The sequence below is a fragment of the Parvularcula sp. LCG005 genome, from assembly GCF_032930845.1.
Lineage (GTDB): Bacteria > Pseudomonadota > Alphaproteobacteria > Caulobacterales > Parvularculaceae > Parvularcula.
This window is the reverse complement of the sequence record NZ_CP136758.1, coordinates 1,562,770-1,588,144: the sequence shown is the minus strand read 5'-3', so window position 1 is coordinate 1,588,144 and position 25,375 is coordinate 1,562,770. Positions and strand designations below refer to the sequence as shown.

Below are 25,375 nucleotides of genomic sequence, written 5' to 3'. Positions count from 1 at the left end.
AGGTCGTCATGGGTCTGAAACTGATACCGAACGACTTGCATGTTCCCTTCGCGAAATTCCGCGATGTGGCCCTGGCCATTTCCGCCGCCGCGATGCTGGCCTCTATCGGGGCACTGTTTGTCTTGGGTTTGAACCTCGGCATCGACTTCCGTGGTGGGGTCACGGTCGAAGTCGGACCAGCAGACGGGCAAATTTTTGAGCAGAGCGATCTGGGCGCCGTCCGTGAAGCGGTCGGCCAACTCGGCCTCGGCGAAGTGGGAACAAAGGAAATCGGCGGCGTCGCCGGTGCGCCCGGTGGCATCGCCGTAACGGTCGAGCTGCAGGATGTGCCTGACTCTGCGCCGGAGGTTGATGCAGAGACAGGCGAAGCCATATCTGTCGATCAGGCTGCGGAACGTCGGCAGATGCAGATCGCCGAGACGATGACCGACGTCTTGAAAGAAACGCTTGGCGACGACATCCATGTCCGCCGCATCGACGTCGTCGGACCGACCGTGTCCGGTGAGTTGCTGCGCAATGGTCTGACCGGCCTTGGCGTCGCCATTTTCATGATGCTGCTCTACATCTGGTTCCGGTTCGAATGGCAGTTCAGCCTTGGGGCCATCTTCGCGCTGGTGCATGACGTGACCCTCACGCTTGGCCTGTTTGCCATCACCCAATTCGAGTTCACGCTGTCTATCATCGCGGCGCTGTTGACCATCATCGGTTATTCGATGAACGACACGGTCATCGTCTATGACCGGATCCGCGAGAACTTGCGACGGTACAAACAGATGCCGCTGTCGCAGCTCATCGACATGTCGATCAATAACACGCTTTCGAGGACATTGATGACCTCCGGCACGACGCTGATCGCGCTGCTGGCGTTGTTCTTCCTCGGCGGTGAAGTGTTACGCGGTTTCAGCTTTGCGCTGATCTGGGGCATCGTGATCGGGACCTATTCCTCGATCTTTATCGCCTCGCCGTTCCTGCTGAAGACCGGCGTCAAGCGCGACTGGTCCAACATGCCAGCGGATACAAAAGCGGCCCGTGCACCCTGAGCGGTTTGCACCGATAAATATGGAAACGGCCGCGGAACTTCTCGCGGCTGTTTCGCTTGCCGAGCCTGACCACGCCGCAGCGCTCGCCTATTACCCTGATGACAAGCGGGCCGCTGGCCTCGCGCTGATGGCGTTCGCTGCCGAGATGCGCAGCGTCCCCTTGCGCGTGTCCGAGCCTATGCTGGGGGCCATTCGCCTGCAATGGTGGCGCGAAGCCCTGGACGAGGTGTTCGGTGAAGGCCGTGTCCGCGCTCATCCGCTTGTCTCGGCGTTAGCGGTGACCCTGCGCGAGGCGGCGCATCTCAACCCCCCCATGCTGATGATGATTGACGGCACGGAGACGTTCTTCAGTCACGCGGACGTCACCGGCGCCAAAGCGGCGCTGGACGTCGCGGCGGTGCATGATGGGGGCCTTGCCGGTGGTCTCGTAGCGCTGTTGGACCCGACAGCCGAGCTTGAGGGCTGGCACAAGGCAGGGGCCGCCTATGGCGCGCTGCGGGCGCTCGTCCGGGCCGAGCCCGGGGGACGGACCGATATCGAGACGCCCACCGCCCGGATTGCCCGCGCGCCGCATGCTGAACAACTGCGACGGGAGTTGCTGGCGGCGTTCAATGCTGCCTGGACGGCGATCACACCTGCCGATCAGGCGGTTGCGCCGGTTGCGGCAGCTCTGAAGTCGGCGCGGACTCTGGGGCAGGGGCGACGCCCCGGCATGCTGGCCCGCCGGCTCATGCAGTTCGGCACGATTGCTCGCGGCAAATAGCGTTTTTGTTGAGTTTTGAGGTTGACCCGCGGGGCCGTCGCCGTTATTTCCGCCCTTCGGTCGGGCCCGTAGCTCAGTTGGTAGAGCAGCTGACTTTTAATCAGCGGGTCACAGGTTCGAATCCTGTCGGGCTCACCATTTATTCCATTTCATGCACATCATGCTGAGGGGATGCGACACTGAAGGTCGTACCCTTGTGGTGCGGTATTGTTTTTCATCCTTACAATGAAAAAACCCCCGCCGAGAAGGCGAGGGCTTTGGTGTTCTACTTGGGCATGGCCCGCATCTTGACGAAACTGTCTCGGAGTTCCTGAGACCACGCTTCGGACAGGGCGCGGAAGTTCGGGTCTTCGGCTTCAATCCGGCGATATTCTGACAGCTCGTATTTGCTGGTCGGGATCACGCAGAGATCAAGCGGCATGCCCACGGCCAGATTTGATCGCAGTGTGCTGTCCATGGACAGCATGGCGGCGGTCTTGCCGTCCTCGAGCGAGGTTTCCTCGGTCACCACGCGGTCGAGAATCGGCTTGCCGTATTTGAAGCCGCCGATCTGGAAGAAGGGCGTATCTTCGGATGCTTCAATGAAATTGCCTGCCGAATAGATCATATAGAGCCGCAATTTGCCGCCCTTGCGCTGACCGGCAAGAATAATGCTGGCGCCGGAATTCTCGCCTGCGGAATTGATGCCTTCGGCGTATTTCGCCATGACGTCGCGCATCGCTTGCGCCAGGATTTCGGCCGCCCGGTACAGGCTTGGGGCCGTCAGCATGGTGTCACCGACAAAGTTCGGATCGTCGATCTGTTCCTGCAGTGTGGTGATGACCGACTGGGTGATGGAGAGGTTGCCGGCCGTCATGAGGCACAGGGCTCTTTCTCCGGGCACGCACCAAGTAAACATTTTTCTGAATTTTGAAACGCTGTCGATACCGGCATTGGTGCGGGTATCGGACAGCATGACAAGTCCGGCCTTGAGCCGGAGGGCAACACAATAGGTCACGGGATCCTCAGTGGGGTTATATCGAAACCGCTATCTAGACCGCAGGCAAGCGCAAGACCACTACTGTTTGCAATAAATGATTTGTTTCACTTGTCAGTATCTGACGTCTCGTTGACGGGCTCGAAGTAAAAATCGCGAGAGATGTCCTGCGCCAGCGAATTGTTGGCGCGCATGAACGCACCGAGATAGTCGTGCAGGCCACCAATAATGATGTCATCGACCGACCGTTCCACGAATTCATCGCGTATGGTGCTTGCTGCCGACATGGCGCCAAGTTGCCGGTCATACAGATCAGACAGGTGCGAGAGGTGGTCACAGATCTGGCTGATGCAGAAGACGAGCGACCGCGCGCAGTCATCGTTCTTGATCAGGAGGTCGGACACAGTTTCTGCGCGCAGATCTGTCCCGTAAATGCGGCGGAACAGGCGGCGGGTGCTGGTCGCTGTCAGAAGCGTCATCCACTGATAGGAATCGAGAGCGCCTTCGATCGGTTCACCCGGCGGCAGCAGGCTGAAATATTTCACGTCGAGAATACGCGCCGTGCTGTCAGCCCGTTCAGAGAACGTTCCCAGACGGACGAAGTGATAGGTTTCATTGCGCAGGACGGTGGACTCAATTGAGCCATTGACTGTCATGCAACCATATTTCGTTGTTTCGATGATATCCGGGAGGCTGGCATCCGACAGCTCCATCGGCGTCAGGTCCTTGAACTCAAGCCAAAGATTGTTGAGCGTGTGCCAGCATTCCCACGACAGACCTTCGCGGATCGACCGGGCGTTGTTGCGCGCCTTCTGCAGGCTCGAATAGATCGACGACGGATTGGATGGCGCCAGGACCAGATGATAGACGACGTCGGTCGGGTCATTCTTGTTCCCGGTCTCGGGGAAGCAGTAATCACTGCCCGAGCTCGCCAGAACGGATTCCCATTCATTGTGATGGCCGTCAGGCCCCGGAAGGGCCGCCATGCGACGCGCTGTATCAAGAAGGCGTGCCGTATTCTCGGCCCGCTCCAGATAGCGGCCGATCCAGTAAAGGTTCGAAGCAACCCGCGCGAGCATGCTCATTGGCTCTGCCTCTGAATTTGTGATTGTCCGTAGTCGTCATCGACGACCCAAGTGTCCTTGACGCCGCCGCCTTGGCTGGAGTTCACGACGAGCGAGCCCTCGGGCAGCGCGACCCGCGTCAGGCCGCCCTTGCTGAGATGGCTGACGCCGTTGCCGGTCAGGCAGAACGGGCGAAGGTCGACGTGGCGCGGTGCAACCCCATCCTCCACCAGTGTGGGACAAGTCGACAGCGACAGCGTCGGCTGGGCGATATAGTTGGATGGATGCTTTTTGAGCTTCTCGCGGAATGTCTCGATTTCCTCGCGGCTCGCGCGGGGGCCGATCAACATGCCGTACCCGCCGGAGCCGTGGACTTCCTTGACCACCAGCTGATCGAGATTGTCGAGGACATAAGCCAGACTGTCGGGATCAGCACACCGATGAGTTTCGACATTCGGCAGGATCGCCTCTTCGCCGAGGTAGAATTTGATCATGTCCGGGACGAAGCAATAGATTGCCTTGTCATCAGCGACACCGGCGCCCGGCGCGTTCACCAGGGTCACGCCGCCATTCAGATAGGCATCCATCAGGCCAGGGACGCCGAGCATGGAATCCTTGCGGAACACGAGGGGATCCAGAAACGCGTCATCGAGGCGGCGGTAAATCACGTCGACCTGCTGGCGTCCTTCCGTGGTCCGCACATAGACCCGCTGGTCTTCGACCATGAGATCTGCGCCCTCGACAAGGGGAATGCCCATCTCGTCGGCCAGGAAAGAATGCTCGTAATAGGCGCTGTTGAAGTGGCCGGGCGTCAGGACAACGGCACGCGGATTGGCGGGGGCATGGGGACCGGCTACCGACTTCATCATGCGAAGCAGGGCTTCGCTGTAGTCGTCGACGGGCAGTACCCGGTTCTCGGCAAAGAGCTCGGGGAACATGCGGACCATGCTCTCACGGGTTTCCAGCATGTAGGAGACGCCGGAGGGCACGCGGCAATTGTCTTCCAGGACGAAGAAATCATTCTCCCCCGTGCGGACAATGTCTGTACCGATAATATGGCTGTAGATCCCGTGGGGTGGTTTGAAGCCGACCATGACAGGCTCAAACGCTTCGTTATTTTCGACCAGGCTGCGCGGAATGATCCCGGCCTTGATGATCTCCTGCTCGCCATAGATGTCGCGCAGGAAAGCGTTCAGCGCATTGGCGCGCTGTTTGACGCCGTTGTCGATCGTTCGCCACTCTGACGAGGAGAACACGCGCGGAATGACGTCGAAAGGAATGAGCCGTTCAGGATCACCTTTCTCAGTATACACTTGGAACGTGATGCCGGCTTTGCGAAACAGCTTCTTAGCCAACGCCTGATGGTGTGAGAGCTTGTCGTGCCCGGTTCGATCCAGCCATTGACTGACGCGAGCATACGGAGCCCGGGATTCGCCGTCGGTGATCATTTCATCGTAAGACACGTATTGCTTCACTCCATCTTTATAGTGTGGATATAAGCCACAAGCTATTAAGGCAAGCTGAGCGCAGGTTGTTGCGTCGCGTCAATAGCTGGCAAAAAATTCTAATCGCCCCCATATAGGGGGTGAAAAGGGACGTTTATGAGCACCTCTGCCGCTATATTTCACCTGACGCGTTATGATTATGATCGCCGGGTCCAGCTATTTCCGCAAATTGTCCGTCTGCGGCCCGCACCCCATACGCGAACCAGTATTTTGAGTTACTCGCTGAAGGTGTTTCCCGAGCAGCACTTCATCAATTGGCAACAGGATCCTTTCGGCAATTACCTGGCCCGACTGGTCTTTCCGGAGAAGACCGACCGGTTCGAGGTGCAGGTCGATCTGGTCGCCGACCTTGAGGCAATCAACCCGTTCGACTTCTTTCTCGATGAGAGCGCGTTCAACTCGCCGTTCTCCTACGACAAGGAGCTGAAGGAAGAACTCGAGCCGTATCTGCAGCGCGTCGAGGGCGGCAGTAAATTCGCGGAACTTGTCCGCTGGGCCAAGGATCGCTTTACCTCGACAGCGGGTGTCCAGAGAGAAGAAGACCGTCTGCAGACGATTGATTTCCTTGTCGAGATCAACCAGCGGATCAATGCGGAAGTGGGCTATACCGTTCGCATGGAACCGGGCGTGCAGACCCCTGAGGAGACGCTGTCCATCGGGACCGGCTCGTGCCGCGATTCCGGGTGGCTGCTCGTGGCCGTGTTGCGCGAGCTTGGCCTCGCCGCCCGTTTCGTCTCCGGCTATCTGATCCAGCTGAAAGCCGACCGGAAGAGCCTCGAAGGCCCATCAGGCCCCGAAGAAGATTTCACCGATCTGCATGCCTGGGCCGAAGTCTACGCACCGGGTGCAGGCTGGATCGGTCTCGACCCGACGTCAGGCCTGTTCGCCAGTGAGGGGCATATTCCGCTGGCGGCCACGCCAAAACCGTCAAGTGCCGCGCCGATCAGTGGCGCTACAGAAAAGGCCGAGGCGAAACTTCACTTCGACATGAAAGTGTCGCGGGTTCTCGAAACACCGCGGGTCACCAAGCCGCTTGATGAAGGGCAGGTCGAAGCCGTCATCAACGCAGGCGCCGCGATTGACGAGATACTGAACCGCGAAGACGTCCGTCTCACCCTGGGCGGCGAGCCCACTTTCGTGGCCACCACCGACCGGGATGCCGGCGAGTGGAATATCGACGCGGTTGGCCCCACGAAACGAGCGTTTGCCGACAGATATCTGCGCCGCCTGCAGGAGCGATTTGCACCGAATGGATTCCTGCATCACGGGCAGGGCAAATGGTATCCCGGCGAAAGCCTGCCCCGCTGGGCCTTTGCACTGTACTGGCGCACTGATGGAGAGCCGACCTGGGAAGCGCCCGAGATGATCGCGCGTGAGGACCAGCCAAAGAACGCAACAATCGATCAGGCGCAGCTGTTTGCCGAAGGTCTGGCTGAAAGCCTCGGGCTGGAAGCGGATTACGCCACGCCAGCCTTTGAAGATCCTGCCGAGTTCATGTTGCGCGAGCAGAAGCTCGCGCCAAATGTCGATCCTATCGACAACAAGCTCGACGACGTTGAAACGCGTACCCGGTTGGCGCGCGTCTTCGATCGCGGTCTCGAGAGCCCAGCCGCCTTTATCCTGCCATTGCAGCTGGCCCAGGCCCCGGCGCGGGCATCCAAAGAGATGAAACAGCTCGCCCGTAAACGGAAATTCCGCTGGCAGAGTGAAAAATGGCAGACCCGTCGCCAGCGTCTCTTCCTGATGCCCGGTGACAGTCCCGCCGGTTTCCGTTTGCCGCTCCAGTCTCTTGCGCATCTGCCGAAAAATCAGCGGCCGGAAATCATCCCGCTTGACCCGTTTGCACCGCGTGAACAGCTGCCGACGAAGATCCACCATTGGGAAGACCGGCCCATCTCAAACGCACAGGCCGGTGAGTTCGACATTCCGCTGGTGCCCATCGAGGAGCCGGGCGTGAACACCAACGCCGCCTTGCCCGGCGGACCGTTCTCGGCGGGTCCCGCTGTGCGCACGGCCCTGACGGTCGAGCCGCGCAATGGTATTCTGTGTGCGTTCATGCCGCCAACGGCGACTGCCGATGAGTATATTGATATTGTCAACGCGCTTGAAGAAACCGCGTTGCGGACCGGCATCGCGATTCAGATCGAAGGCTATCCGCCGCCCGACGACCCGCGTCTGAACGTCATCAAGGTGACACCGGATCCCGGCGTGATCGAGGTGAATATTCAGCCTGCCCACAATTGGGCTGAACAGGTGGATATCACCCGGGCTGTCTATGAAGAGGCTGAAAAATGCGGCCTTGAGGCATCGAAATTCATGCTCGATGGTCGCCCGACAGGCTCTGGCGGCGGGGCGCACGTGGTTGTCGGCGGCGCAACGCCCAGCGACAGCCCGTTCCTGCGCCGGCCGGACGTGCTCGGATCCCTGATCCGATACTGGCAGAACCATCCGTCCCTGTCCTATTTCTTCTCGGGCATGTTTATCGGCCCGACGAGCCAGGCACCGCGTGTCGATGAGGGACGTGAGAGCGCACTCTACGACCTTGATATTGCGCTCAGCAAACTGCCGCATCCCGAAAAGGCGATGGGCGGTGAATGCCCGCCATGGCTGGTCGACCGTCTGTTCCGGAACCTGCTGGTGGATGTTGCTGGCAACACGCACCGCGCGGAAATCTGTATCGACAAATTGTACAGCCCGGATGGTCCTACAGGCCGTCTCGGCCTGGTCGAATTCCGGGCATTTGAGATGCCGCCGCATGAGGACATGAACCTCGCGCAGCAGCTGATCCTGCGGGCACTGATCGCCTGGTTCTGGAAAAATCCGTACACCCGGCCACTCAATCGGTTCGGCACGGCACTGCATGACCGGTTCATGCTGCCCTATTATCTCCGGGCAGATCTGAATGCGGTGCTGGACGAAGTGTCGACCGGGCTTGGCGTTCGTCTTGATCCGTCCTGGTATGATGCGCAGTTCGAATTCCGCTTCCCTCATTACGGCACGATCCGCCATGGCGGTGTCGATCTCGAATTGCGGGCGGGTCTCGAATGCTGGCCTGTTCTTGGCGAGGAGGGGTCGGCCACCGGTACGGCACGGTTTGTCGACAGTTCTGTCGAAAGACTGCAGGTCAAGGTGACGGGTGATTTCGCTGACCGATTCGATGTGTCCTGCAACGGATACCGCGTGCCGCTGCATGACACGGAGCGGTCCGATCAGCGTGTCGCGGGGGTCCGCTTCCGCACCTGGCTGCCATCATCGGCGCTGCACCCCACGATCCAACCGCACGCGCCACTGATCTTTGACATTGTCGATCGGGCTGCTGGTCGTTCCGTCGGAGGCTGTACCTACCACGCGACCCACCCGGGTGGCCGGAATTTCGAATTCCGTCCGGTCAATTCGCTGGAAGCTGAAGGTCGTCGTCGCGCCCGGTTCGAAAGAATAGGGCACACGCCGGGGCCGTTCCATATCTACGAACCGATCCGTAGCGAAGAATACCCCACCACGCTGGACCTCATGCGCCAGTAGGTTTCGTGAAAAAGGCGCCTGCGGATCAAGCAGGCGCCTTTCTTCTTTGTATGCTGGATCAGGCCTCCAGGGCGATGAGGCGTCGCGGCGTGTCCGCCAGCACCACCCGGTCCCTGCCGGCGCGTTTGGCCTCGTACAAAGCCTTGTCGGCGCGCTCGAGTGACGGATCTATATCGGTCTCATTGATGGCAGGTTCACTGATCCCGATACTGACGGAAATGGAGAAATTGCCGCCATCGCCGTTGAAGCGCATGGCCTTCACGTTGTTTCGGATACGGTCGGCGAGGGCGCCAGCGCGCTCCTTGCTGGTCTCAGGAATGACGATGGCAAATTCCTCACCACCAAGACGTCCCACCAGGTCCTCGTCCCGGACGGTGTCGATCAGCGTCTTGACGAATTTACTCAACACCATGTCGCCGGCATTGTGGCCGTGCACGTCATTGACCTTCTTGAAAAAGTCGATGTCCAGCATCATCACGCACATGTCGAGATTATACCGACGTGTCCGGCTCATCTCGCGTTCGCTGAAGCGGAAGAACGCACGGCGATTAAGGGCGCCGGTAAGTGAATCCGTCATGGCGAGGCCGTACAGATCACTTTTGTCTTTTTCCGTTTCGATCAGATCCGCCAAAGCGTAACGACCAGCACTGCGCAGGCAGATATCCTGTGACAACATGGCCGCAAAACTGTTCAGAATGTTCATCTGCATCGCGTCGAGCGTGCGGGGACGCTGATCAATCAGGCAGAGTGTCCCGAACCGAATTCCGTCCGGATTGCGCAGCGGGGCGCCAGCGAAAAAGACGACATTAGGGTCGCCCTGGACGGCCTCTTCGCGAGCAAAATATTCTTCATCGCGTGCATCTTCGACGCAAAACGCCGCGTCCGACAACTGAGCGTGGGCACAGAACCCTTGCAGAATGTCGTGCTGTTCGTCGGTCATGTTGCAGGATGACTTGAACCACTTCCGGTAGCGCTCATTCAGCGCGACAATGACCATGGGCATGTCGAATACGAGGGATACCGTCCGTGGTATGTGGCTGGTGTCGTATTCTTTCGATCCATCAAGGATCTTGTAGCGTTGTAGAACTTCGATTTTCTGCTGTTCAAACCGTGGCATTGGATACGTAATCACAAAGCCGCTCCCCATTCCTCTTCAATACAAACGGTCTACCGCACGTGTCTTGAAGTCTGGTTATATTGTAGGATTAATGCGACTTAAGCTTTGGCGCCGGGCCTTGCCGTCAACCACGTCTTTAATACGGCTTCTGGTTCGCCGGTTGAGGAGGTCGTTGCGGAGGCGGGCGCTATAAGCCATTGATGTATATTGACAAAGTCGTTTTTCGGGTGTGAGGAGACTCTTGCTACCTTATCCTGTCGCGTCACGTGACGCACGCATTTGGCGCAAAGCGGAGCCCACTCGTGTTAACGTTGAGGCCAAGTTCCCGTATCTGGTGCACTTTTTCGAAAATTCTGCTTCAGTCGGCGCGCGGATTGCACCAGAGGGCAATAGGCTAGGGCAGAGGGACAGCATTCGGTGGCTGCAGCAAAGACATCAATCGCGGCGCCTGTAATTGCGGCGACCTTTACGGTGGAGCCGGTGCTCGAGGCGATCGATTTCTGGCGACGCAAACTGGTGCTGCCCGATGGCGCGATCGCTGTGCCCTATGGTCAGTTGCTGGCCGATGGGCTGAACCCGCAGGGCCTGCTCGCGCAACATGCGGGCCCGCGCGTCGTGCTCGTGCGGCTCTCCGACATTGGGAATGATCGCGACGTATTGTATTCCGTCCTGTCGAACGTCGGCCAGGAAAAGCCCCTTGCCCTTCTCCTGTGTCCTGAAGCCGATGGAAGCATGCCCGATATTGAGGCTTGGCCAGACGGCGTTGAGGCGATCAATGTGGCGGAGCTGATGACGGCTTACGGTGTCGATCAGGTAGCAGACCCGATGGCTGATGAGGCTGGGCATGTCCCCTACACCCCGGAGGCAATGGCGGTCCTCGGGACCGGCATTGCGCGCTGGCTCGATCGGTTGCGGCGTCCGCCGTTGAAGATGATCGCAGTGGATGCCGACCAGACCCTCTGGCGAGGTGTGCTTGGTGAGGATGGGGCCAACGGCGTGCGTTTGTCGCCACAGGATTCAGCGCTGCAGAGCACATTGCGGGAAAACGCGGCGCAGGGCCGCATCCTGTCGCTGTGTACGAAGAACGATCGTTCTGACATCGACGACATCTTCCGTCAGCGTACGGATTTCGCTCTTCGCAGCGACGATTTTCTTGATATCCGCGCAGACTGGCAGGCCAAGCCGGATAATCTGGCCGAAGGCCTGAGCCGGTTTGGTGTGGGTCAGGATGCGGTCCTGTTTCTCGACGACAATCCGGTAGAAATCGCTGCCATGCGGGCCGCTTTGCCCGGTGTGATGAGTGTCACCGTGCCAGAAGGAGAGCCCGCCTTTGCGCGGCATGTGTGGCCACTCGATCCCGTCCCCGTCACGGAAGAAGATGAGCGGCGAACCGATCGCTACAGGCAGGAGACCAAGCGACAGGCGGCAATGACCGCCGCGCCGTCACTATCAGATTTTTTTGAGACGCTTGAGCTCGATATTATCATTGAACCGGCGATGGCCACCGATTGCCCTCGCATCGCGCAACTTACGGAACGGACGAACCAGTTCAACGCCAGCCTGATCCGGTGCAGTGAAGCGGACATTTCTTCCCGCCAGGCCAGCAATACTGATTTTCTGTACACGGTCACGGTCCGCGACCGGTTCGGCGACTACGGACTTGTCGGTGTGGTCGGCGGTCGGGCCAAGCAGGACAGTTTTCTATGTGACCTGTTCCTGCTGAGCTGTCGTGCTCTTGGGCGCGGTGTTGAACACCAGATGCTGACCCTGTTGGGCCAGTGTGCTGCTGACGCCGGTCTGAACGAGATCGTCATTGTCGCCGTCGAGGGCCCGCGCAACACGCCGGTTCGCCGCTTTTTGGCGGCCTGGTCCAATAGCAGCGCAGAGGATCAATACAGTCTGTCACAGGAGATGGCTTTGGACTGCCGGTTTGAGCCGGGGCAGGCGGTGCCGGTGACGGACATGAGCGCGCCAATCTATGAAGGCGGGGCGCCCCCTGATATTTACGACTGGATCGCCAATGAGATGACCACCGGTCATGCGATCGTTGAGGCCATGGCCGCCGCTTATCGTCCCCGACCAACTTTTCAGCACGGCTATGTCGCTCCGGGGCCAGGTGCCATGTCGGTTGTCACCGCGATCTGGGAGGATGTGCTGCGTATACGGCCAATCGGTGTGCGGGATTCTTTCACGGAACTTGGCGGACGGTCTATCCAGCTGCTCCAAGTCCAGGCGGGCCTCGTCAAATGGTTGGGCCGGCCTGTCGAAATTACCAGCCTGTTCCGCTATTCCACCGTCGAAGAATTGGTCAATGCGCTGACCCAGGGCGGGCATCCGGAACAACCGGCAAGCCACCGGGCTGAACGCGTCAGGCAATCGACCAGCCGCCTTGCGGCACGGCGTCGAACCCTGCGGGAGGTGTCATGACGGATACAGCACAGAGCGGCATTGCCATTGTGGGCATGGCGGGCCGGTTTCCCGGTGCGCAGGACGTGGCGACGTTCTGGGAAAACATCAAAGCCGGTAAGGATACGATCAGCCATTTCGAGCCCGAGGAGCTGGAGATTCCGCAGCCCGCTGGTGAGGGGGATGGACAGTTTGTCCGTGCCAAGGGGGTGCTCGACGACATCGACAAGTTCGATGCGCGTTTCTTTGGCTATCTGCCGCGCGAAGCGGAAGTCATGGATCCCCAGCATCGCGTCTTCCTCGAAATCTGCTGGGAGGCGATGGAGCATGCGGGTCATGACGCCGCGCGCTATGATGGTGCTGTCGGTGTCTATGCCGGCTGTTACATGGACACCTATCTCATCAACAATCTGTGTGCCGATGAAAAATTCAGGCGGGACCTGATCGACAATATCCAGGTGGGCACGCTGCAGACCGAACTGGGCAACGACAAGGACTATCTCGCCACTCGGGTCGCATTCAAAATGGGCCTCCGCGGCCCTGCCATGACGATACAGACGGCCTGTTCGACATCGCTGGTGGCAATTGCCTCCGCCTGTCAGGCGCTCGACACCTATGGCTGCGACATGGCGCTCGCGGGGGGCGTAACGATCGTACTGCCCCAGAAGCGAGGCTATTTCTACAAGGAGGGCGGCATGCTCTCCCCCGATGGGACGTGCCGCACATTTTCAAGCGATGCCGCAGGGACGGTCTTCAGCAATGGTGCGGCGGTTCTTCTGCTCAAGCGGGTTGAAGACGCGATCGCCGACGGCAACACCATCTACGCTGTCATTCGCGGCTATGGCACCAATAATGATGGCGGCACGAAGGTCAGTTATACTGCACCCAGCGTCGAGGGGCAGGCAGAGGTCATTTCGCTGGCCATGGGGCTGGGCGAGATCGATGCCCGATCCATTGGCTATGTCGAGGCGCACGGCACGGCGACCCCATTGGGCGACCCCATCGAGATCGCCGGGCTGACGACTGCTTATCGGCGGGATACGGACGACCGGCAATATTGCGCCATCGGATCGGTGAAGGCCAATCTGGGTCATCTTGATGCAGCGTCCGGCGCCATCGGCCTGATCAAAACCAGCCTCAGCGTCCATGAAGGCGTGCTGCCGCCGCAAATCCATTATGCAGGGCCGAACCCGAATATCGATTTTGAGGCAACGCCCTTTTACGTCAACACCGCGCTGAACCCTTGGCCGGCGGCGCAGGAGCCGCGTCGCGCCGCCGTCTCGTCCTTCGGGGTTGGCGGCACCAACGCCCATGTCGTGATTGAGAGTGCGCCAACGGCCGCCGAGAGGGCCGTGCGCGAGGAGCCGCAGATTCTCGTTCTGTCCGCGCGGACGGATACGGCGCTGGCCCAACAGAAATTACGTCTGGCTGCGTATCTGGAAGCAAATCCGCAGCTTCGTCTCGACGACGTCTCACACACCTTGCAGGTTGGCCGCCGGCAATTTGAACAGCGCACGGCCATCGTCGCCAGATCACCTGCCGAAGCAATAGAACGCCTACGGATGGAGACGCCGATACACAAGCCCGTCGCCAGTTCTCCCGGCTTGTTGTTCCAGTTTCCGGGGCAGGGGGTGCAGTACCCTGGCATGGCTCGGCAGCACTATGCAGCGGATGCAGTGTTCAAGGCGACGATCGACAATGTCATCGGCAGCCTGTCCGGCAAGGATCAACAGGGAAAGGCGTTGAAAGGCCTTCTCCTTTGGGACGAAACGAGCCCACTTTCTGGTGAGGCGGCGGCGGCTCAGCTGGCGCAGACCAGCCTGGCGCAGCCCGCCATCTTCGCCATGGAGATCGCGCTTGCCCACAGCATGCGTGCCCGCGGTATCGTGCCGGACGCTGTCATCGGCCACAGTATCGGCGAATTTGCGGCCGCCGTGCTGGCAAATGTCATGGATCTGGACGTTGCGGCAAGGCTCGTTGCTCTCCGCGGACGCCTGATGCAACAGATGCCAGCAGGGAAAATGCTGGCTGTCCGCCTCTCGGCGGATGAAGCAACATCTTATATTTCCGGCGAAATTGACCTGGCGGCGATAAACAGTCCATCCCTCTGTGTGCTGAGCGGTCCCACCGATGCGATGGACGCTCTCACCGAACGCCTGACCTCGGACGAGGTGGCTTTCTCGGTTTTGAAGACGTCACATGCATTTCACTCGGCGATGATGGCGCCGGCGCGCGAGAGCTTTGAAGAGGCTGTGGCCGCGCTTGACCTGCGGCCTGCCCAACTTCCCGTTTTCTCCACCGTGACGGGCATGCAGCTTTCCGATAAGGATATGATGGACCCGGCCTATTGGGGACAGCAAATCACATCACCGGTTCGGTATGTCGACGCCATCAGGCTGGCGACGGCGGAAGCCAGCACAATCGTGGTTGAGGTCGGTCCGGGGCAGACGCTGTCAACCCTGGCGCGTCAGTCGGTCCGGCGCCCCGGTTTCTCGCCCGTATCGGTTCTCGGACCTGTGCAGGAGCCGGGCGATGACGAAGCGCATCTGCTGGCGGCGTTGGGGGCTTTGTGGGGGCAGGGTGTGGCTCTTCACTGGTCCGACCTGCGCACGGCGCCCTGCCAGCGGATACCGCTGCCGACCTATCCGTTTGAGCGGCAACGCCACTGGGTGGATCCGCCCGCGCGTCAGCCCGTACAAGAAGCTGTACCGCCGACAATGCCCGCTCCGGCAAATGCCGCACCCGACGGCTCAATCGAACAGCTTGTCGAGACTCAATTGCGAATAATCGCCGCGCAGCTCGCGGCCCTGAAATCGTGACCATGATTCACGGAGACCAACCATGACGCGTAAGGATGATCTGATTGCACAACTGACGGCGACAGCGTCGGACCTGTCAGGCGTGCCGGTTGGCGAGTTAGCACCGAATGTCCCGTTTCTGTCGCTGGGGTTCGACAGCCTGTTTCTGACCCAGTTGGCTGCCGCCTATCAGAAAGCCGTGGGCACCAAGGTGACATTTCGTCAGTTGATTGACACGGCGCCAACCATCGCGTCGCTCGCCGACCATCTCGACAGCGTTCTGCCAGCCCCAGCGCCAGCCCCAGTGGTTCAGGCCGCGACATCGCAAGCCGAAACGCCGCCCCGACCTCTGCCGCCAGCCCCATCTGCGCCGATCACAGAAGGATCCAGAGAAGCCATGGCGGCGCTGTTCCGGTCGCAACTTGAGCTGATGCAGGAACAGATCCGCCTTCTCTCAGGACATAAGTCGTCAGCGCCGGTGCCACGTGTCGCGCCGTCGGTTGCGCCAGCGGCCGATCGGACAAGAGAGGCGGTACCGGCTCCTGTCCTGCCCAAAGGGTTCGGTCCGTCGCTCAATGACGATGGTGAAGACCTGAGCCCTGTGCAGCGCGCTCATGTGGATCGCCTGACAAAACGCTACAACGCGAAGACCAAAGGATCGAAGGAGCGGACCCAGCGGGATCGTCAGTACCACGCCGATCCGCGCACAGCGTCGGGCTTCAACAGTCGCTGGAAAGAAATCGTCTATCCCATCGTTGTCGAGCGGTCGTTGGGTGCGCGTCTGTGGGATGTCGACGGAAATGAGTATGTGGACTTGCTCAACGGCTTCGGCCCAAACTTCTTCGGTCACCGCGCGCCGTTCATCATAGACGCGCTGAAGGGACAGTTGGACGACGGGTTTGAGGTCGGACCCCAGACACCCAAGGCGGGCGAGGCCGCAAGACTGCTCTGTGAACTGACAGGAATGGACCGTGTGTCTTGGGTCAGCACCGGATCCGAAGCCGTGCAGGCCGCCATGCGGATCAGCCGGACGGTGACAGGGCGCGACAAGATCGTGGTGTTCTCGGGCGATTATCACGGCAATTTCGATGAGGTGCTGGTCCGGGGCGTGGGCACGGGCGGGACCAAAAAGACCTTGCCGCTCGCGCCGGGCATTCCTTTCGGGTCCGTCGACAATATCATTGTGTGCGACTACGGCGAGGACAGCGCGCTTGAACGCATCGCAGCCGAGGCTGACGATATCGCTGCTGTTCTAGTCGAACCCGTGCAGAGCCGACGACCCGAATTTCAGCCTCGCGAGTTTCTGCATAAGCTCCGGGATCTGACGAAAGAGCGGGGCATCGTGCTCGTTTTTGACGAGGTGATCACAGGGTTCCGGACCTGTCCGGGCGGGGCGCAGGAATATTACGGTGTGAAGGCCGACCTTGCGACCTATGGCAAGATCATCGGCGGCGGTATGCCCATTGGCGTTGTTGCGGGGCGTTCTGAATTCATGGACACGTTCGATGGCGGCATGTGGCAATATGGCGATGACAGTAAACCGACCGCCGGTGTCACGTTCTTTGCCGGGACGTTTGTCCGTCATCCCATGACGATTGCCGCCGTCCACGCGTCTCTGAGCTATCTGAAGGCGGCCGGGCCAGCGTTGCAACAGGGGGTCAACGCCAAGGCGAAATACCTCGCTGATACGCTCAATGCCTTCTTTGAAGAACGGGGTGTCAAAATCTTTGTCGCTCAGTTCGCGTCACAAATGTTCTTCCGCGTGTCCGAAGAGAGCGAGCTAGCAACGCTCTTCTTCTATCACCTGCGTGACCGAGGCGTGCATATTCTCGAGGGCTTCCCCAGCTATATGACGGCGGCTCACACCGATGAAGATGTGGCGCTGGTCATCGCGGCGGTAAAGGCTGCCATCCTGGAGATGCAGGCGGACGATATCCTTCCGCTGCGTCCCGGCGTTTCTCCAGTGGCCGATGAACGGCCGTTTCCCCTGACGCCCGGGCAGCAGGAAATGTGGGTGACGGCGCAGCTGAGTGACGAGGCCAATTGCGCCTTCAACGAATCCGACCGTCTGTCGATTGAGGGCCCGCTGGATGCGGAGCGTTTTCGGCAGGCGGCAGAACAGGCCCTCAACGCGGCCGATGCGCTGCGTCTGACGATTGATCCTGAAGGCACGTCGCAGTCGGTGAAGGCGGATTCTGCGATTGACGTTGAGCTGCTCGACTGGAGTGCGATGTCGCCGGATGAGCAGGAAGACCGCTGGCGCGAATTGACGAGACGACAAGCCTCGACACCTTTTGATCTTGAAAACAGCCCTCTCGCGCGGGCCTTCCTCGTCCGCCGCGCAAAAGATCGCCACGATTTTCTGCTGTATGCGCACCATATTGCTTTTGATGGTTATGCCGCTGACCTGTTGATGCAGCACATCGCTGCACTCTATCGTGGAGATGAACCCGCGGCGCTGGTCCCATTCCGCCAGTACGCCCTTGCTGACGCTGATGCCGAGGCGGAAACGACCGCGTATTGGCTGTCGCAGCTGCAGGGCGATACGCCCGCAGCGTTGCACCTGCCCACGGATCGGCCTTTTCCGGTTATGCCGCAATTTTCCGGGGCGACATGCCATCGTCGCCTGGATCCGGGCTTGCTCCCACAGATCAAGGCCGCCGCACGAGAACTGGGCGTCAGTGCCAACACGATTCTTTTCTCCGCATACGCTATTCTTCTGTCCCGCCTAACCGGTCAGGAGGACCTTGTCATCGGTGTTCCCGTGGCTGGACAGGCAGTCCGGCAGATGGAGTCGATCGGTTATGGCGTCGAGATGATGCCGTTGCGATTGCAGCCATCGGCAGGCCGGTCGGTTGAGGACTTTGTTACGGCGGTCCGCCGCTGTGTGATGGACGGGACCGATCATGCAGGTCCCGCGTTGATGGATCTGATCGCCGCGCTCGACCTGCCACGGGAGCCTGGGCGCCCGACGCTGGTCCAAGCGGTCTTCAACAATAGTGGTTTCCTGCGGGATCTTGATCTTGGAGACTGCCGCGTCCGGCCGATGGAAAACCCGCGGCAGGCTGTGTTCTATGAGCTGTTCATGAATGTCAGCGAAACGGACGGAGGCTATATCGTCGACTGGGATTATTCGACGGCTCTGTTCGACGATGGCACGATATCGAGCTGGATTGATCTGTATCAGGCCATTCTGACGGCGCTCGTCGCGGCCCCGCAATCGCAATTGTCAGACCTGACCTGGATGACGTCCGACGCGGCAGACAAAGCCTATCATCTTCTGCGCGGTCCGTCGGATGAAGAAGCGCTGCAGACGGATATTACCGACTGTATTGCTGGGGTGGCCGGGTCTCGTCAGGCCCTGGCGTGGGGCGATCGCACCATGACATATGCGCAATTGCGTAGCGCCGTTGACGCGGCTGCCGCCGGACTGACCGAGCAGGGGGTAGGGCCGGGCGATGTCGTCGGTGTCCTGATGGAGCGCTCGGGTGATGTCGTGATCGCAATGCTTGCGATCTGGCGTTGCGGAGGGATCTATCTGCCGCTTGACCCCAGCTATCCGGCCGTCCGGCTCGATCACATGGTCGCGGACTCCGGCGCGCGCCTGATCGTCTGCAATGACGCCAGCCGGGCCGGTCTGTTGAACGTTGCGACAATTCTTCTGTCCGAACTGAACGGGGCCAAGGCACCGGCGCAACAGGCCATGGTGGCAGACCAATCTGCCTATCTGATCTACACCTCCGGGTCGACGGGCGTACCGAAGGGCGTAAATGTCAGTCACCTGTCGCTCAGGGCTTATCTGAATGCCGTGGTCAAACGGATTGACCTGAAGGCGGCAGATCACTTCCTGTCGGTCACGACCCCAAGCTTTGACATCTCGCTGCTGGAGATGCTCGGTCCGCTGATGGTCGGCGCTAAGGTGACCTTCGCCAACGATGACGACGTGGCTGATGGTGAGGTATTGGGGGCGCTGGTCGACCGCACTGACGCCACGATGATGCAGGCAACGCCGTCCCTCTGGCGCCTTCTTGTCGACGCAGGCTGGACCGGAAAAAGCGATCTGACGGTCCTCTCTGGTGGAGAGGCCCTGAGCGCCGAACTGGCCAAAGCGCTGCTCGCCCGGTCTCGCGTGGTGTGGAATGAGTATGGTCCGACGGAGACGACAGTCTTTTCGACCTATAAAAAAATAACGAATGCGGAGGACATTTCGGCGGGCACACCCCTACCCAACGTACAGGTCTATGTTGTGGATGGTGATGGCCAACTTTGCCCCGCCGGTGTGCGCGGTGAAATTCTGATCGGCGGACCGGTGGTTGCGAAGGGCTACTGGAATCGCGAGGCCCAGACGGCGGAGCGTTTCGTGCCTGACCGTTACAGCGGGCAGGCTGGCGCGCGCCTCTATCGCACCGGCGACATTGGCTACGTGCGCGCCGATGGAGAACTGGCGGTGCTGGGGCGCAACGATGGACAGGTCAAACTTCGCGGCTTCCGCGTTGAGTTGGGCGAAATTGAAAGCGCGCTTGAAGCCTGCGACGTGGTTTCCAATGCGGCCGTCGTCGTCCGTCCCGATGCGGCCGGTGAGCCCATGTTGATCGCGTACACGGTCTATCGCGATGGGCAGTCGGCCACCAGTAGTGAATTGCGCCGCGCACTTCGTCGTCGCCTTCCCAATTACATGCTGCCGCAACTGTTCGTTGAGCTGAACAACATGCCGTTGACGGCCAATGGCAAGATCGATCGCAGTTCACTGCCGCAGCCGTCGGGCGCAGCCAACGATCACAAGATGGCGGTACCGCCGCGCAGTGACCTTGAGCGGGCCATCGCAGATATTTGGGCCGAGATGCTGGCCGTTGAGGCGATCTCGGTCACAGATAATTTCTTTGAGCTTGGGGGGCAGTCCCTGCAGGCCGCGCAGATGGTCGTTCGTGTGCGTCGGCAGTTGGGTTGCCACATCGCGCCCCGGGCCGTCATCTTTGAAACGCTGGAACAGTTGGCGGCGGGGGCCGAGAGTGCGGCCGCAGCCAGCTAAGGCTGCGTACGGATCTGTAACTCGATCAGTCGGCAGATGGCTTCTGACTGCTGGTCGAGCATGTAGTGGCCGCCATTCAGCGGTTCCGCCGCAAACGCCCCTGACGTCTCCTTGGCCCATCCGGCAACGCTGCTCTTGGACAGGGACGGATCCTGCTGGCCGTAAAATGCTGTGACGGGTCCGGTCAGCACGGGATCGGACTGCCACCGATAATTGTGCAGCAGCTGGAGGTCGGCCCGCAGTGTGGGCATCACAATGTCTCTTATCTCTAGGTCACGCAGGGAGTCGGGCAGGGGGCCGAACCGTTCGGTGAGCTCTTCAAGGACATCATCATCGCTCATGACATCGACGGCGATCGGTGACCGCACATCGTTATGAAATCCAGGCCACGGGCGACCACTGACCGCGAGATGGCGCTGTGCTTCACCCCTTTTTGTCATCGACCGTGCGACGTCGAGCGCCAGCAGAGCCCCAAGACTGTGCCCGAACAGGCGATAATTGCCCCAAGGCATGTCGATCAGCGCATCCGCGATACTGGCCACGACCAGATCCCACTCGGTCATTGGCGGCTCGCTCAACCGGTTCTCACGGCCCGGCAGCTGCACGGCGAACAGTTCAACATTGGGCGGCAGAAGTGACGCCCATCGCCGATAAACACTCGCGCCAGCCCCGGCAAAGGGGATGCAGACGAGGCGCGTGCTGGCCATGGGGCGGGGCGACAGGCAAATAAGCGGCGTTGTCACCGATCTTGCATCCTTCTTCTCTGACGATCGTTCTTCGGCGCTTGGGATCGCCCCGACAATGGGGTAGTGCGCGACGAACGACCTCCCATGTGCTGTTGCATGATACACAGGAATGCTGATCGCCGTGACACCGTTTCAATTCGGGTCAAGCCTGTCACCTCTTTACGGGGCGTACCACCCGCCGATGCGTCGTGTGAGCGGGGCAAAGGGCGTGGTCATCTGTCCGCCGTGGGGGGAAGAGGGGATCCGCTCTGCCCGTCTACTGCGCGTCCTGGCTGAACGTCTGGCCGCTCAAGGGTCGCCCACCTTGCGATTTGATTATCCCTGCAGCGGTGAGTCAGCCGGGGATTGCGAGGATTTCAGCCTCGCCAACGCGGTGCAATCCGTCGCCGACGCCCATATCGAGCTTGAAGACATGAGCGGGCAGTCGCGCAACATCTGGCTCGGGCTCAGATTCGGCGCGCTCGCCGCGATGAAAGCGCTCAAGCTGGAACGGCCCATAGGCCTCCTGCTATGGGATCCCGTTGTCAGTGGCCCTGACTATCTGGCGGAGATGCAAGCGGCTCATGCCCGTGCGATCAGTGGTATGATGGGTCGACCGCCAGCAAGCGAAGAGGAAGTGTTGGGCTTTGGCCTTTCAGCTTCGTTCAGATCCGAGCTTGAGAAGACGGATCTGTCATCCGTCACCGGCAAGACGCGTCCCAAAACACTGGCCATCCGACGGCGCGACGTCCCCGGCTTGGCCGCTTGGGCAGATAGTGCGTCTGCTTCGTTCGATGAGATCCTCGATCCGACCGAGCAGGACTGGAACTCCGACGAGGCGATGAACGCCCATCTTGTTCCCATGCAGACGATCGAAGAAATCTGTCGACAGGTGGCTGAATGGTGAGGGAAAAAATCGTCACCTTTGGCCCTGATGCCCGGCTGGTCGGCACGATGACAATGCCCGATGGTCCAATGGTCGGCCGACTTTTGCTGATCAATGCCGGCATTGTCGGGCGCGGCGGCCCCCACCGGCTGCACGTCAAACTAGCGCGAGCGGCGTCCGAAATTGGCTTTGCCAGTATCAGGCTGGATTTGTCCGGCCTCGGCGACACCGCTCCGGCCGCCCCGGGCCTCGGCCACGAGCAGCAGGCGGTCGCAGACATCACCCAGGCGATCGATGACTGGAATCGTCAGACCAGCGCTGAGGGCTTGCCGCTCATTGTCTACGGCATGTGCTCTGGCGCGGATCACGCCTATGAAGCGATCGCCGCGGACGATCGGATAACCGGGCTCGCCCTGATTGATCCGTATGCCTATGGCTCTGTTCGCGCCCGCCTCGATAAAATAGCCAGCAAGGCGACCGATACCGACCGCTGGGGGCGAGCCATCGGCAGGGTGATCGGCGTGACGCCGCCGCCGGAAAACGCGCCAACGGTGGATTCGGAAGACAATGATCGCGTCCACCCGCCAGTAGAAGAATTTGGCGAACGGCTGTCGGCCTTCGCGCAGCGCGGCGGTCGGTTGTTCATTCGTTATACCAATTACGTGCAGGAAGACCTGACGAAGCCCGAGCATTTCTTTGCCAATTTTCGCGAGGACGGCTTTGCGGGGCGACTGACCCTGTCGGTAGGTATGGACGTGGACCACACGCACACAGAGCGGGCAGCGCAGCAGCAGCTCATCGGTCAGCTTTGTGATTGGCTGGCCCAGGTCGCGAAAGGTAACGCGCCGTGACCGACCTGCCGCCCGAACCACCGGTTCGTCCAGACATCACCGACACCCGGGCGGACGATCAGATGAGCCGCCGCGTTGCCAAGGGCGCTGCCTGGATCGCCTCGTCGCGCATTATCATGCGGCTCGTCGGGTTCGTGAACACACTGGTGCTGGCGCGCCTTCTCGTGCCCGAGGATTTCGGGGTGGTGGCGATCGGCGTGGCCATCATGCAGCTGTTGCAGAATGTGTCGGATGTCGGTGTATCGCAGGCAGTCATCCGGTTCGGGAACGCTGAGCGCCGTCACCTCGACACGCTGTTCACGATGTCGTTTATTCGGGGGCTGATTATTCTGACCCTGCTGTGTGGCCTCGCGCCATTCGCGGGGCATTTCTATGATGATGATCGGGTTGCGCCAATCTTCGTCTCGCTCGGCATCATCGCGCTGATGTTCTCGTCACTGAACCCGAAGTTTTTCGAGTTCGAGCGCGATCTTGATTTCTCCCGCGAGTTCTTCATCTCCATCATGAATAAGGGCATGAGCGTCGCGGTCTCTGTCGCCGTCGCTTATTTCTATCGCAGCTATTGGGCCATTGTCCTTGGTCTTGGGGCGGGCGCGCTGACCCAGCTGACACTGTCCTATGTCTTGATGCCATATCGGCCCCGGCTCACATTCTCCGCCTTCAATGAAATGCTGGATTTCACGGGATGGCTGCTCGGGGTCAGTGCCCTGGCGGCCCTGAACAACAAGACAGAGACCCTCTTCCTTGGCCGTTTTGTCGGCAAGGACGGCATCGGCAATTACTACATGGGCCAGCAGTTGGCGATTCTGCCGACAATCGAAGTGGCAACGCCGGCAGCGCGGGCCATCTATCCTGGCCTCAACCAGATGCAGTCGGATCTGGGGCGCATGCGGCTTGCCTTCCTCCGCGGCGCAGAGGCTCTCGCAATGCTCGCCATTCCAGCGGCAGTGGGGACCGCATTCATCGCCGATGACATCATCCACCTTGTGCTGGGGCAGAAATGGGAAGACGCCATCCCCGTATTGCGGTTGATGGCCCCGGTGAACGGGCTGTTGTCCATCTATTTGTCGATACAGGCATTTGCCATGGCGCGGGGAATGACAAAGCCCGTCTTTTTCCGGGAGCTGATTTTCTTTCTCATCAAGACACCGGTGTTTGTGTGGGCCGCCATTGAATATGGCCTGATCGGCGCGATCTGGGTCAGTGCGATCAGTGGTCTGCTCTATGTACTGCTGCAGGCGCGTCTTTATCGTGTAATCAGCGGCGGTCGGGGGTGGGAGCCCTTATGGGCGGGGCGGCGCAGCTTTGTCGGCGCGGCCGGTATTTCACTCTATTTCGTGGCGATCGAACCGTTCATTCCTGGACTGGCCAGCACACCGCTGGTGATCAATGTCGGGATCAACCTCGTTGGGGCAGGGCTGGCCTATGTTGCAGGCGTTGGCGCCGCCTGGATGATCGAGGGGCAGCCAGATGGCGTCGAACGCCAGCTTCTGTCGCTTGCCGGAATTCGCGGGAAGGGGGCCAAAAATGACGCCTGACCCCGCCATTGCCCGACGCGCACTGCACGTCTTTCCGACCTTCGCAATGGGGGGCGCGCAGCGGCGCTTTCTTCAGCTCGTCAACGGCCTGCCCGAGTGGGAGCATGTTGTTGTGGCGCTGGACGGCAATCAGCAAGCCGCTGAAGCCCTGCCGCTTCAGGCATCAGTGACGCTTGATGAGGTTGCCTTGGACAAGGCATCGGTCCTGTCCCTGCGCAATCTGCGGACGCTGCGTGCGCTGTTCCGTCGTGCTGAAGCCGATCTTCTGTGTACCTATAACTGGGGAAGTATCGAGGCCGCCTTGGCCAATCGCCTTACGGCCCGCCTGCCGCATGTACATTTCGAGGACGGCTTCGGCCCTGAGGAAGCCGGCGGTACCATCGCCCGGCGGGATCAGTTCCGTCGGTTTGTACTGGGCGGCCGCAGTCATATTGTCGTTCCGTCCAATGGCCTTGCCGGTATTGCAGCGGATCGTTGGAAGATACCGGCCTCGCGTCTGCACCTGATGCGCAATGGCGTCGATCTTCAGCGGTTCCAGCCCGCCGCAGCACCAGATCGCCCGGTGACCATCGGCTCGGTAGGTGCGCTGCGGCCGGAGAAAAACATGGGCAGGCTGTTGCGGGCCGTATCCGCAATGGAGACGCCTGCTGCTGTGGTTCTCGTCGGTGAGGGAGCGGAGCGCGCGAGCCTTGAGACACTCACCGCTGATCTCAATCTCAACTGTCACTTCACTGGCAACCTGCCCGATCCGTCGGGTGCGTATCATGAGTTTGATATCTTCGCTCTGACGTCGGATACGGAGCAGATGCCGCTGACCGTGCTCGAGGCAATGGCCTGTGCCCTGCCCATCGTGGCGACAGATGTCGGCGACGTTGCCGATATGGTGTCCGAGCAGAACCGGCCCTTCATCGTGCCACGCCATGACGAGGCGGCGTTGACCGACGCGCTCAGTCAACTGTCCAGCGACGCGAGCCTGCGCGCGGCGTTGGGCGCGGCCAACCGCCAACGCGCCGAAGAGGTGTTCGGTGAGAACGTCATGGTCGACGCCTATCGCAATCTGTTCGCGCGCACGGTTGCTCAGCGCGTCTGAGGAGCCATGGCCTGGCCCTTTACAGCGTTGCGAATTTTGACCAAGTTTCAAGGCTTGAAGGCTGC

General features: G+C 60.3%; 15 protein-coding genes and 1 tRNA gene. 11 read left to right on the top strand and 5 right to left on the bottom strand.

The window, feature by feature from the left end; all coding sequences use genetic code 11:
- Positions 1 to 8: 8 nt before the first annotated feature.
- The 3 genes from secF to RUI03_RS07495 all read left to right on the top strand — a co-directional run bounded on the left by secF (position 9) and on the right by RUI03_RS07495 (position 1,941).
- Positions 9 to 1,040 (top strand): protein translocase subunit SecF, encoded by a 1,032-nt coding sequence (gene secF, locus RUI03_RS07505; protein WP_317286837.1) that lies wholly within the window; start codon positions 9 to 11, stop codon positions 1,038 to 1,040.
- Between the two features lie 19 nt (positions 1,041 to 1,059).
- Entirely contained in the window at positions 1,060 to 1,803 is a 744-nt protein-coding gene (locus tag RUI03_RS07500) for a squalene/phytoene synthase family protein (RefSeq protein WP_317286836.1), read from the top strand.
- A gap of 62 nt (positions 1,804 to 1,865) precedes the next feature.
- Positions 1,866 to 1,941: transfer RNA gene (locus tag RUI03_RS07495), tRNA-Lys, on the top strand.
- Positions 1,942 to 2,068: 127 nt separating this feature from the next.
- Here RUI03_RS07495 and RUI03_RS07490 read toward each other — a convergent pair.
- The 3 genes from RUI03_RS07490 to RUI03_RS07480 all read right to left on the bottom strand — a co-directional run bounded on the left by RUI03_RS07490 (position 2,069) and on the right by RUI03_RS07480 (position 5,291).
- On the bottom strand, positions 2,069 to 2,800 hold the full coding sequence (locus RUI03_RS07490) for a peptidase (protein ID WP_317286835.1): 732 nt from the start codon (positions 2,798 to 2,800) through the stop codon (positions 2,069 to 2,071).
- Between the two features lie 86 nt (positions 2,801 to 2,886).
- Positions 2,887 to 3,864, bottom strand: coding sequence for an alpha-E domain-containing protein (locus RUI03_RS07485; RefSeq protein WP_317286834.1), 978 nt, complete (start codon positions 3,862 to 3,864; stop codon positions 2,887 to 2,889).
- Positions 3,861 to 5,291 carry a circularly permuted type 2 ATP-grasp protein gene (locus tag RUI03_RS07480; RefSeq protein WP_410795928.1) on the bottom strand — a complete coding sequence of 477 codons (1,431 nt, stop codon included), beginning with the start codon at positions 5,289 to 5,291 and terminating at the stop codon, positions 3,861 to 3,863. The genes RUI03_RS07485 and RUI03_RS07480 overlap by 4 nt, the downstream gene beginning before the upstream one ends.
- Positions 5,292 to 5,444: 153 nt before the next feature.
- Here RUI03_RS07480 and RUI03_RS07475 point away from each other — a divergent pair, with 153 nt between their 5' ends.
- Positions 5,445 to 8,870, top strand: a complete 3,426-nt coding sequence (locus RUI03_RS07475; protein WP_317286832.1) for a transglutaminase family protein — start codon at positions 5,445 to 5,447, stop codon at positions 8,868 to 8,870.
- A gap of 58 nt (positions 8,871 to 8,928) precedes the next feature.
- On the opposite strand, the gene RUI03_RS07470 is transcribed toward RUI03_RS07475, so the two are convergent.
- Positions 8,929 to 10,002, bottom strand: coding sequence for a sensor domain-containing diguanylate cyclase (locus RUI03_RS07470; RefSeq protein WP_317286831.1), 1,074 nt, complete (start codon positions 10,000 to 10,002; stop codon positions 8,929 to 8,931).
- Positions 10,003 to 10,404: 402 nt separating this feature from the next.
- Between RUI03_RS07470 and RUI03_RS07465 the strand changes: the two genes are divergently transcribed.
- The 3 genes from RUI03_RS07465 to RUI03_RS07455 are packed head-to-tail and all read left to right on the top strand — an operon-like array spanning position 10,405 to position 20,220.
- Positions 10,405 to 12,414, top strand: a complete 2,010-nt coding sequence (locus tag RUI03_RS07465) for an HAD-IIIC family phosphatase (protein WP_317286830.1) — start codon at positions 10,405 to 10,407, stop codon at positions 12,412 to 12,414.
- Positions 12,411 to 15,212 (top strand): type I polyketide synthase, encoded by a 2,802-nt coding sequence (locus tag RUI03_RS07460; RefSeq protein WP_317286829.1) that lies wholly within the window; start codon positions 12,411 to 12,413, stop codon positions 15,210 to 15,212. The genes RUI03_RS07465 and RUI03_RS07460 overlap by 4 nt, the downstream gene beginning before the upstream one ends.
- A 22-nt stretch (positions 15,213 to 15,234) precedes the next feature.
- Positions 15,235 to 20,220 carry a non-ribosomal peptide synthetase gene (locus RUI03_RS07455; protein ID WP_317286828.1) on the top strand — a complete coding sequence of 1,662 codons (4,986 nt, stop codon included), beginning with the start codon at positions 15,235 to 15,237 and terminating at the stop codon, positions 20,218 to 20,220.
- On the opposite strand, the gene RUI03_RS07450 is transcribed toward RUI03_RS07455, so the two are convergent.
- Positions 20,217 to 20,963 carry a thioesterase II family protein gene (locus tag RUI03_RS07450; protein WP_317286827.1) on the bottom strand — a complete coding sequence of 249 codons (747 nt, stop codon included), beginning with the start codon at positions 20,961 to 20,963 and terminating at the stop codon, positions 20,217 to 20,219. The two genes, RUI03_RS07455 and RUI03_RS07450, sit on opposite strands and share 4 nt — an antisense overlap.
- A gap of 112 nt (positions 20,964 to 21,075) precedes the next feature.
- Here RUI03_RS07450 and RUI03_RS07445 point away from each other — a divergent pair, with 112 nt between their 5' ends.
- The 4 genes from RUI03_RS07445 to RUI03_RS07430 are packed head-to-tail and all read left to right on the top strand — an operon-like array spanning position 21,076 to position 25,310.
- On the top strand, positions 21,076 to 21,852 hold the full coding sequence (locus RUI03_RS07445) for a hypothetical protein (protein WP_317286826.1): 777 nt from the start codon (positions 21,076 to 21,078) through the stop codon (positions 21,850 to 21,852).
- Complete coding sequence (locus RUI03_RS07440; protein ID WP_317286825.1) at positions 21,846 to 22,682, top strand: hypothetical protein; 837 nt, start codon at positions 21,846 to 21,848, stop codon at positions 22,680 to 22,682. The genes RUI03_RS07445 and RUI03_RS07440 overlap by 7 nt, the downstream gene beginning before the upstream one ends.
- Positions 22,679 to 24,220: a lipopolysaccharide biosynthesis protein gene (locus RUI03_RS07435; protein WP_317286824.1), complete on the top strand. Its 1,542-nt coding sequence runs from the start codon at positions 22,679 to 22,681 to the stop codon at positions 24,218 to 24,220. Before RUI03_RS07440 ends, RUI03_RS07435 begins: the two co-directional genes overlap by 4 nt.
- Entirely contained in the window at positions 24,210 to 25,310 is a 1,101-nt protein-coding gene (locus RUI03_RS07430) for a glycosyltransferase family 4 protein (protein WP_317286823.1), read from the top strand. The genes RUI03_RS07435 and RUI03_RS07430 overlap by 11 nt, the downstream gene beginning before the upstream one ends.
- The last annotated feature ends 65 nt before the right edge of the window (positions 25,311 to 25,375 follow it).

Excerpts from the sequence above, each read along its gene's own strand:
- secF (WP_317286837.1), top strand. The coding sequence starts at position 9 with ATGGGTCTGAAACTGATACCGAACGACTTGCATGTTCCCTTCGCGAAA.
- RUI03_RS07500 (WP_317286836.1), top strand. The coding sequence starts at position 1,060 with ATGGAAACGGCCGCGGAACTTCTCGCGGCTGTTTCGCTTGCCGAGCCT.
- RUI03_RS07485 (WP_317286834.1), bottom strand. The coding sequence starts at position 3,864 with ATGAGCATGCTCGCGCGGGTTGCTTCGAACCTTTACTGGATCGGCCGC.
- RUI03_RS07480 (WP_410795928.1), bottom strand. The coding sequence starts at position 5,291 with ATGATCACCGACGGCGAATCCCGGGCTCCGTATGCTCGCGTCAGTCAA.
- RUI03_RS07475 (WP_317286832.1), top strand. The coding sequence starts at position 5,445 with ATGAGCACCTCTGCCGCTATATTTCACCTGACGCGTTATGATTATGAT.
- RUI03_RS07460 (WP_317286829.1), top strand. The coding sequence starts at position 12,411 with ATGACGGATACAGCACAGAGCGGCATTGCCATTGTGGGCATGGCGGGC.
- RUI03_RS07455 (WP_317286828.1), top strand. The coding sequence starts at position 15,235 with ATGACGCGTAAGGATGATCTGATTGCACAACTGACGGCGACAGCGTCG.
- RUI03_RS07445 (WP_317286826.1), top strand. The coding sequence starts at position 21,076 with ATGCTGATCGCCGTGACACCGTTTCAATTCGGGTCAAGCCTGTCACCT.
- RUI03_RS07440 (WP_317286825.1), top strand. The coding sequence starts at position 21,846 with ATGGTGAGGGAAAAAATCGTCACCTTTGGCCCTGATGCCCGGCTGGTC.
- RUI03_RS07430 (WP_317286823.1), top strand. The coding sequence starts at position 24,210 with ATGACGCCTGACCCCGCCATTGCCCGACGCGCACTGCACGTCTTTCCG.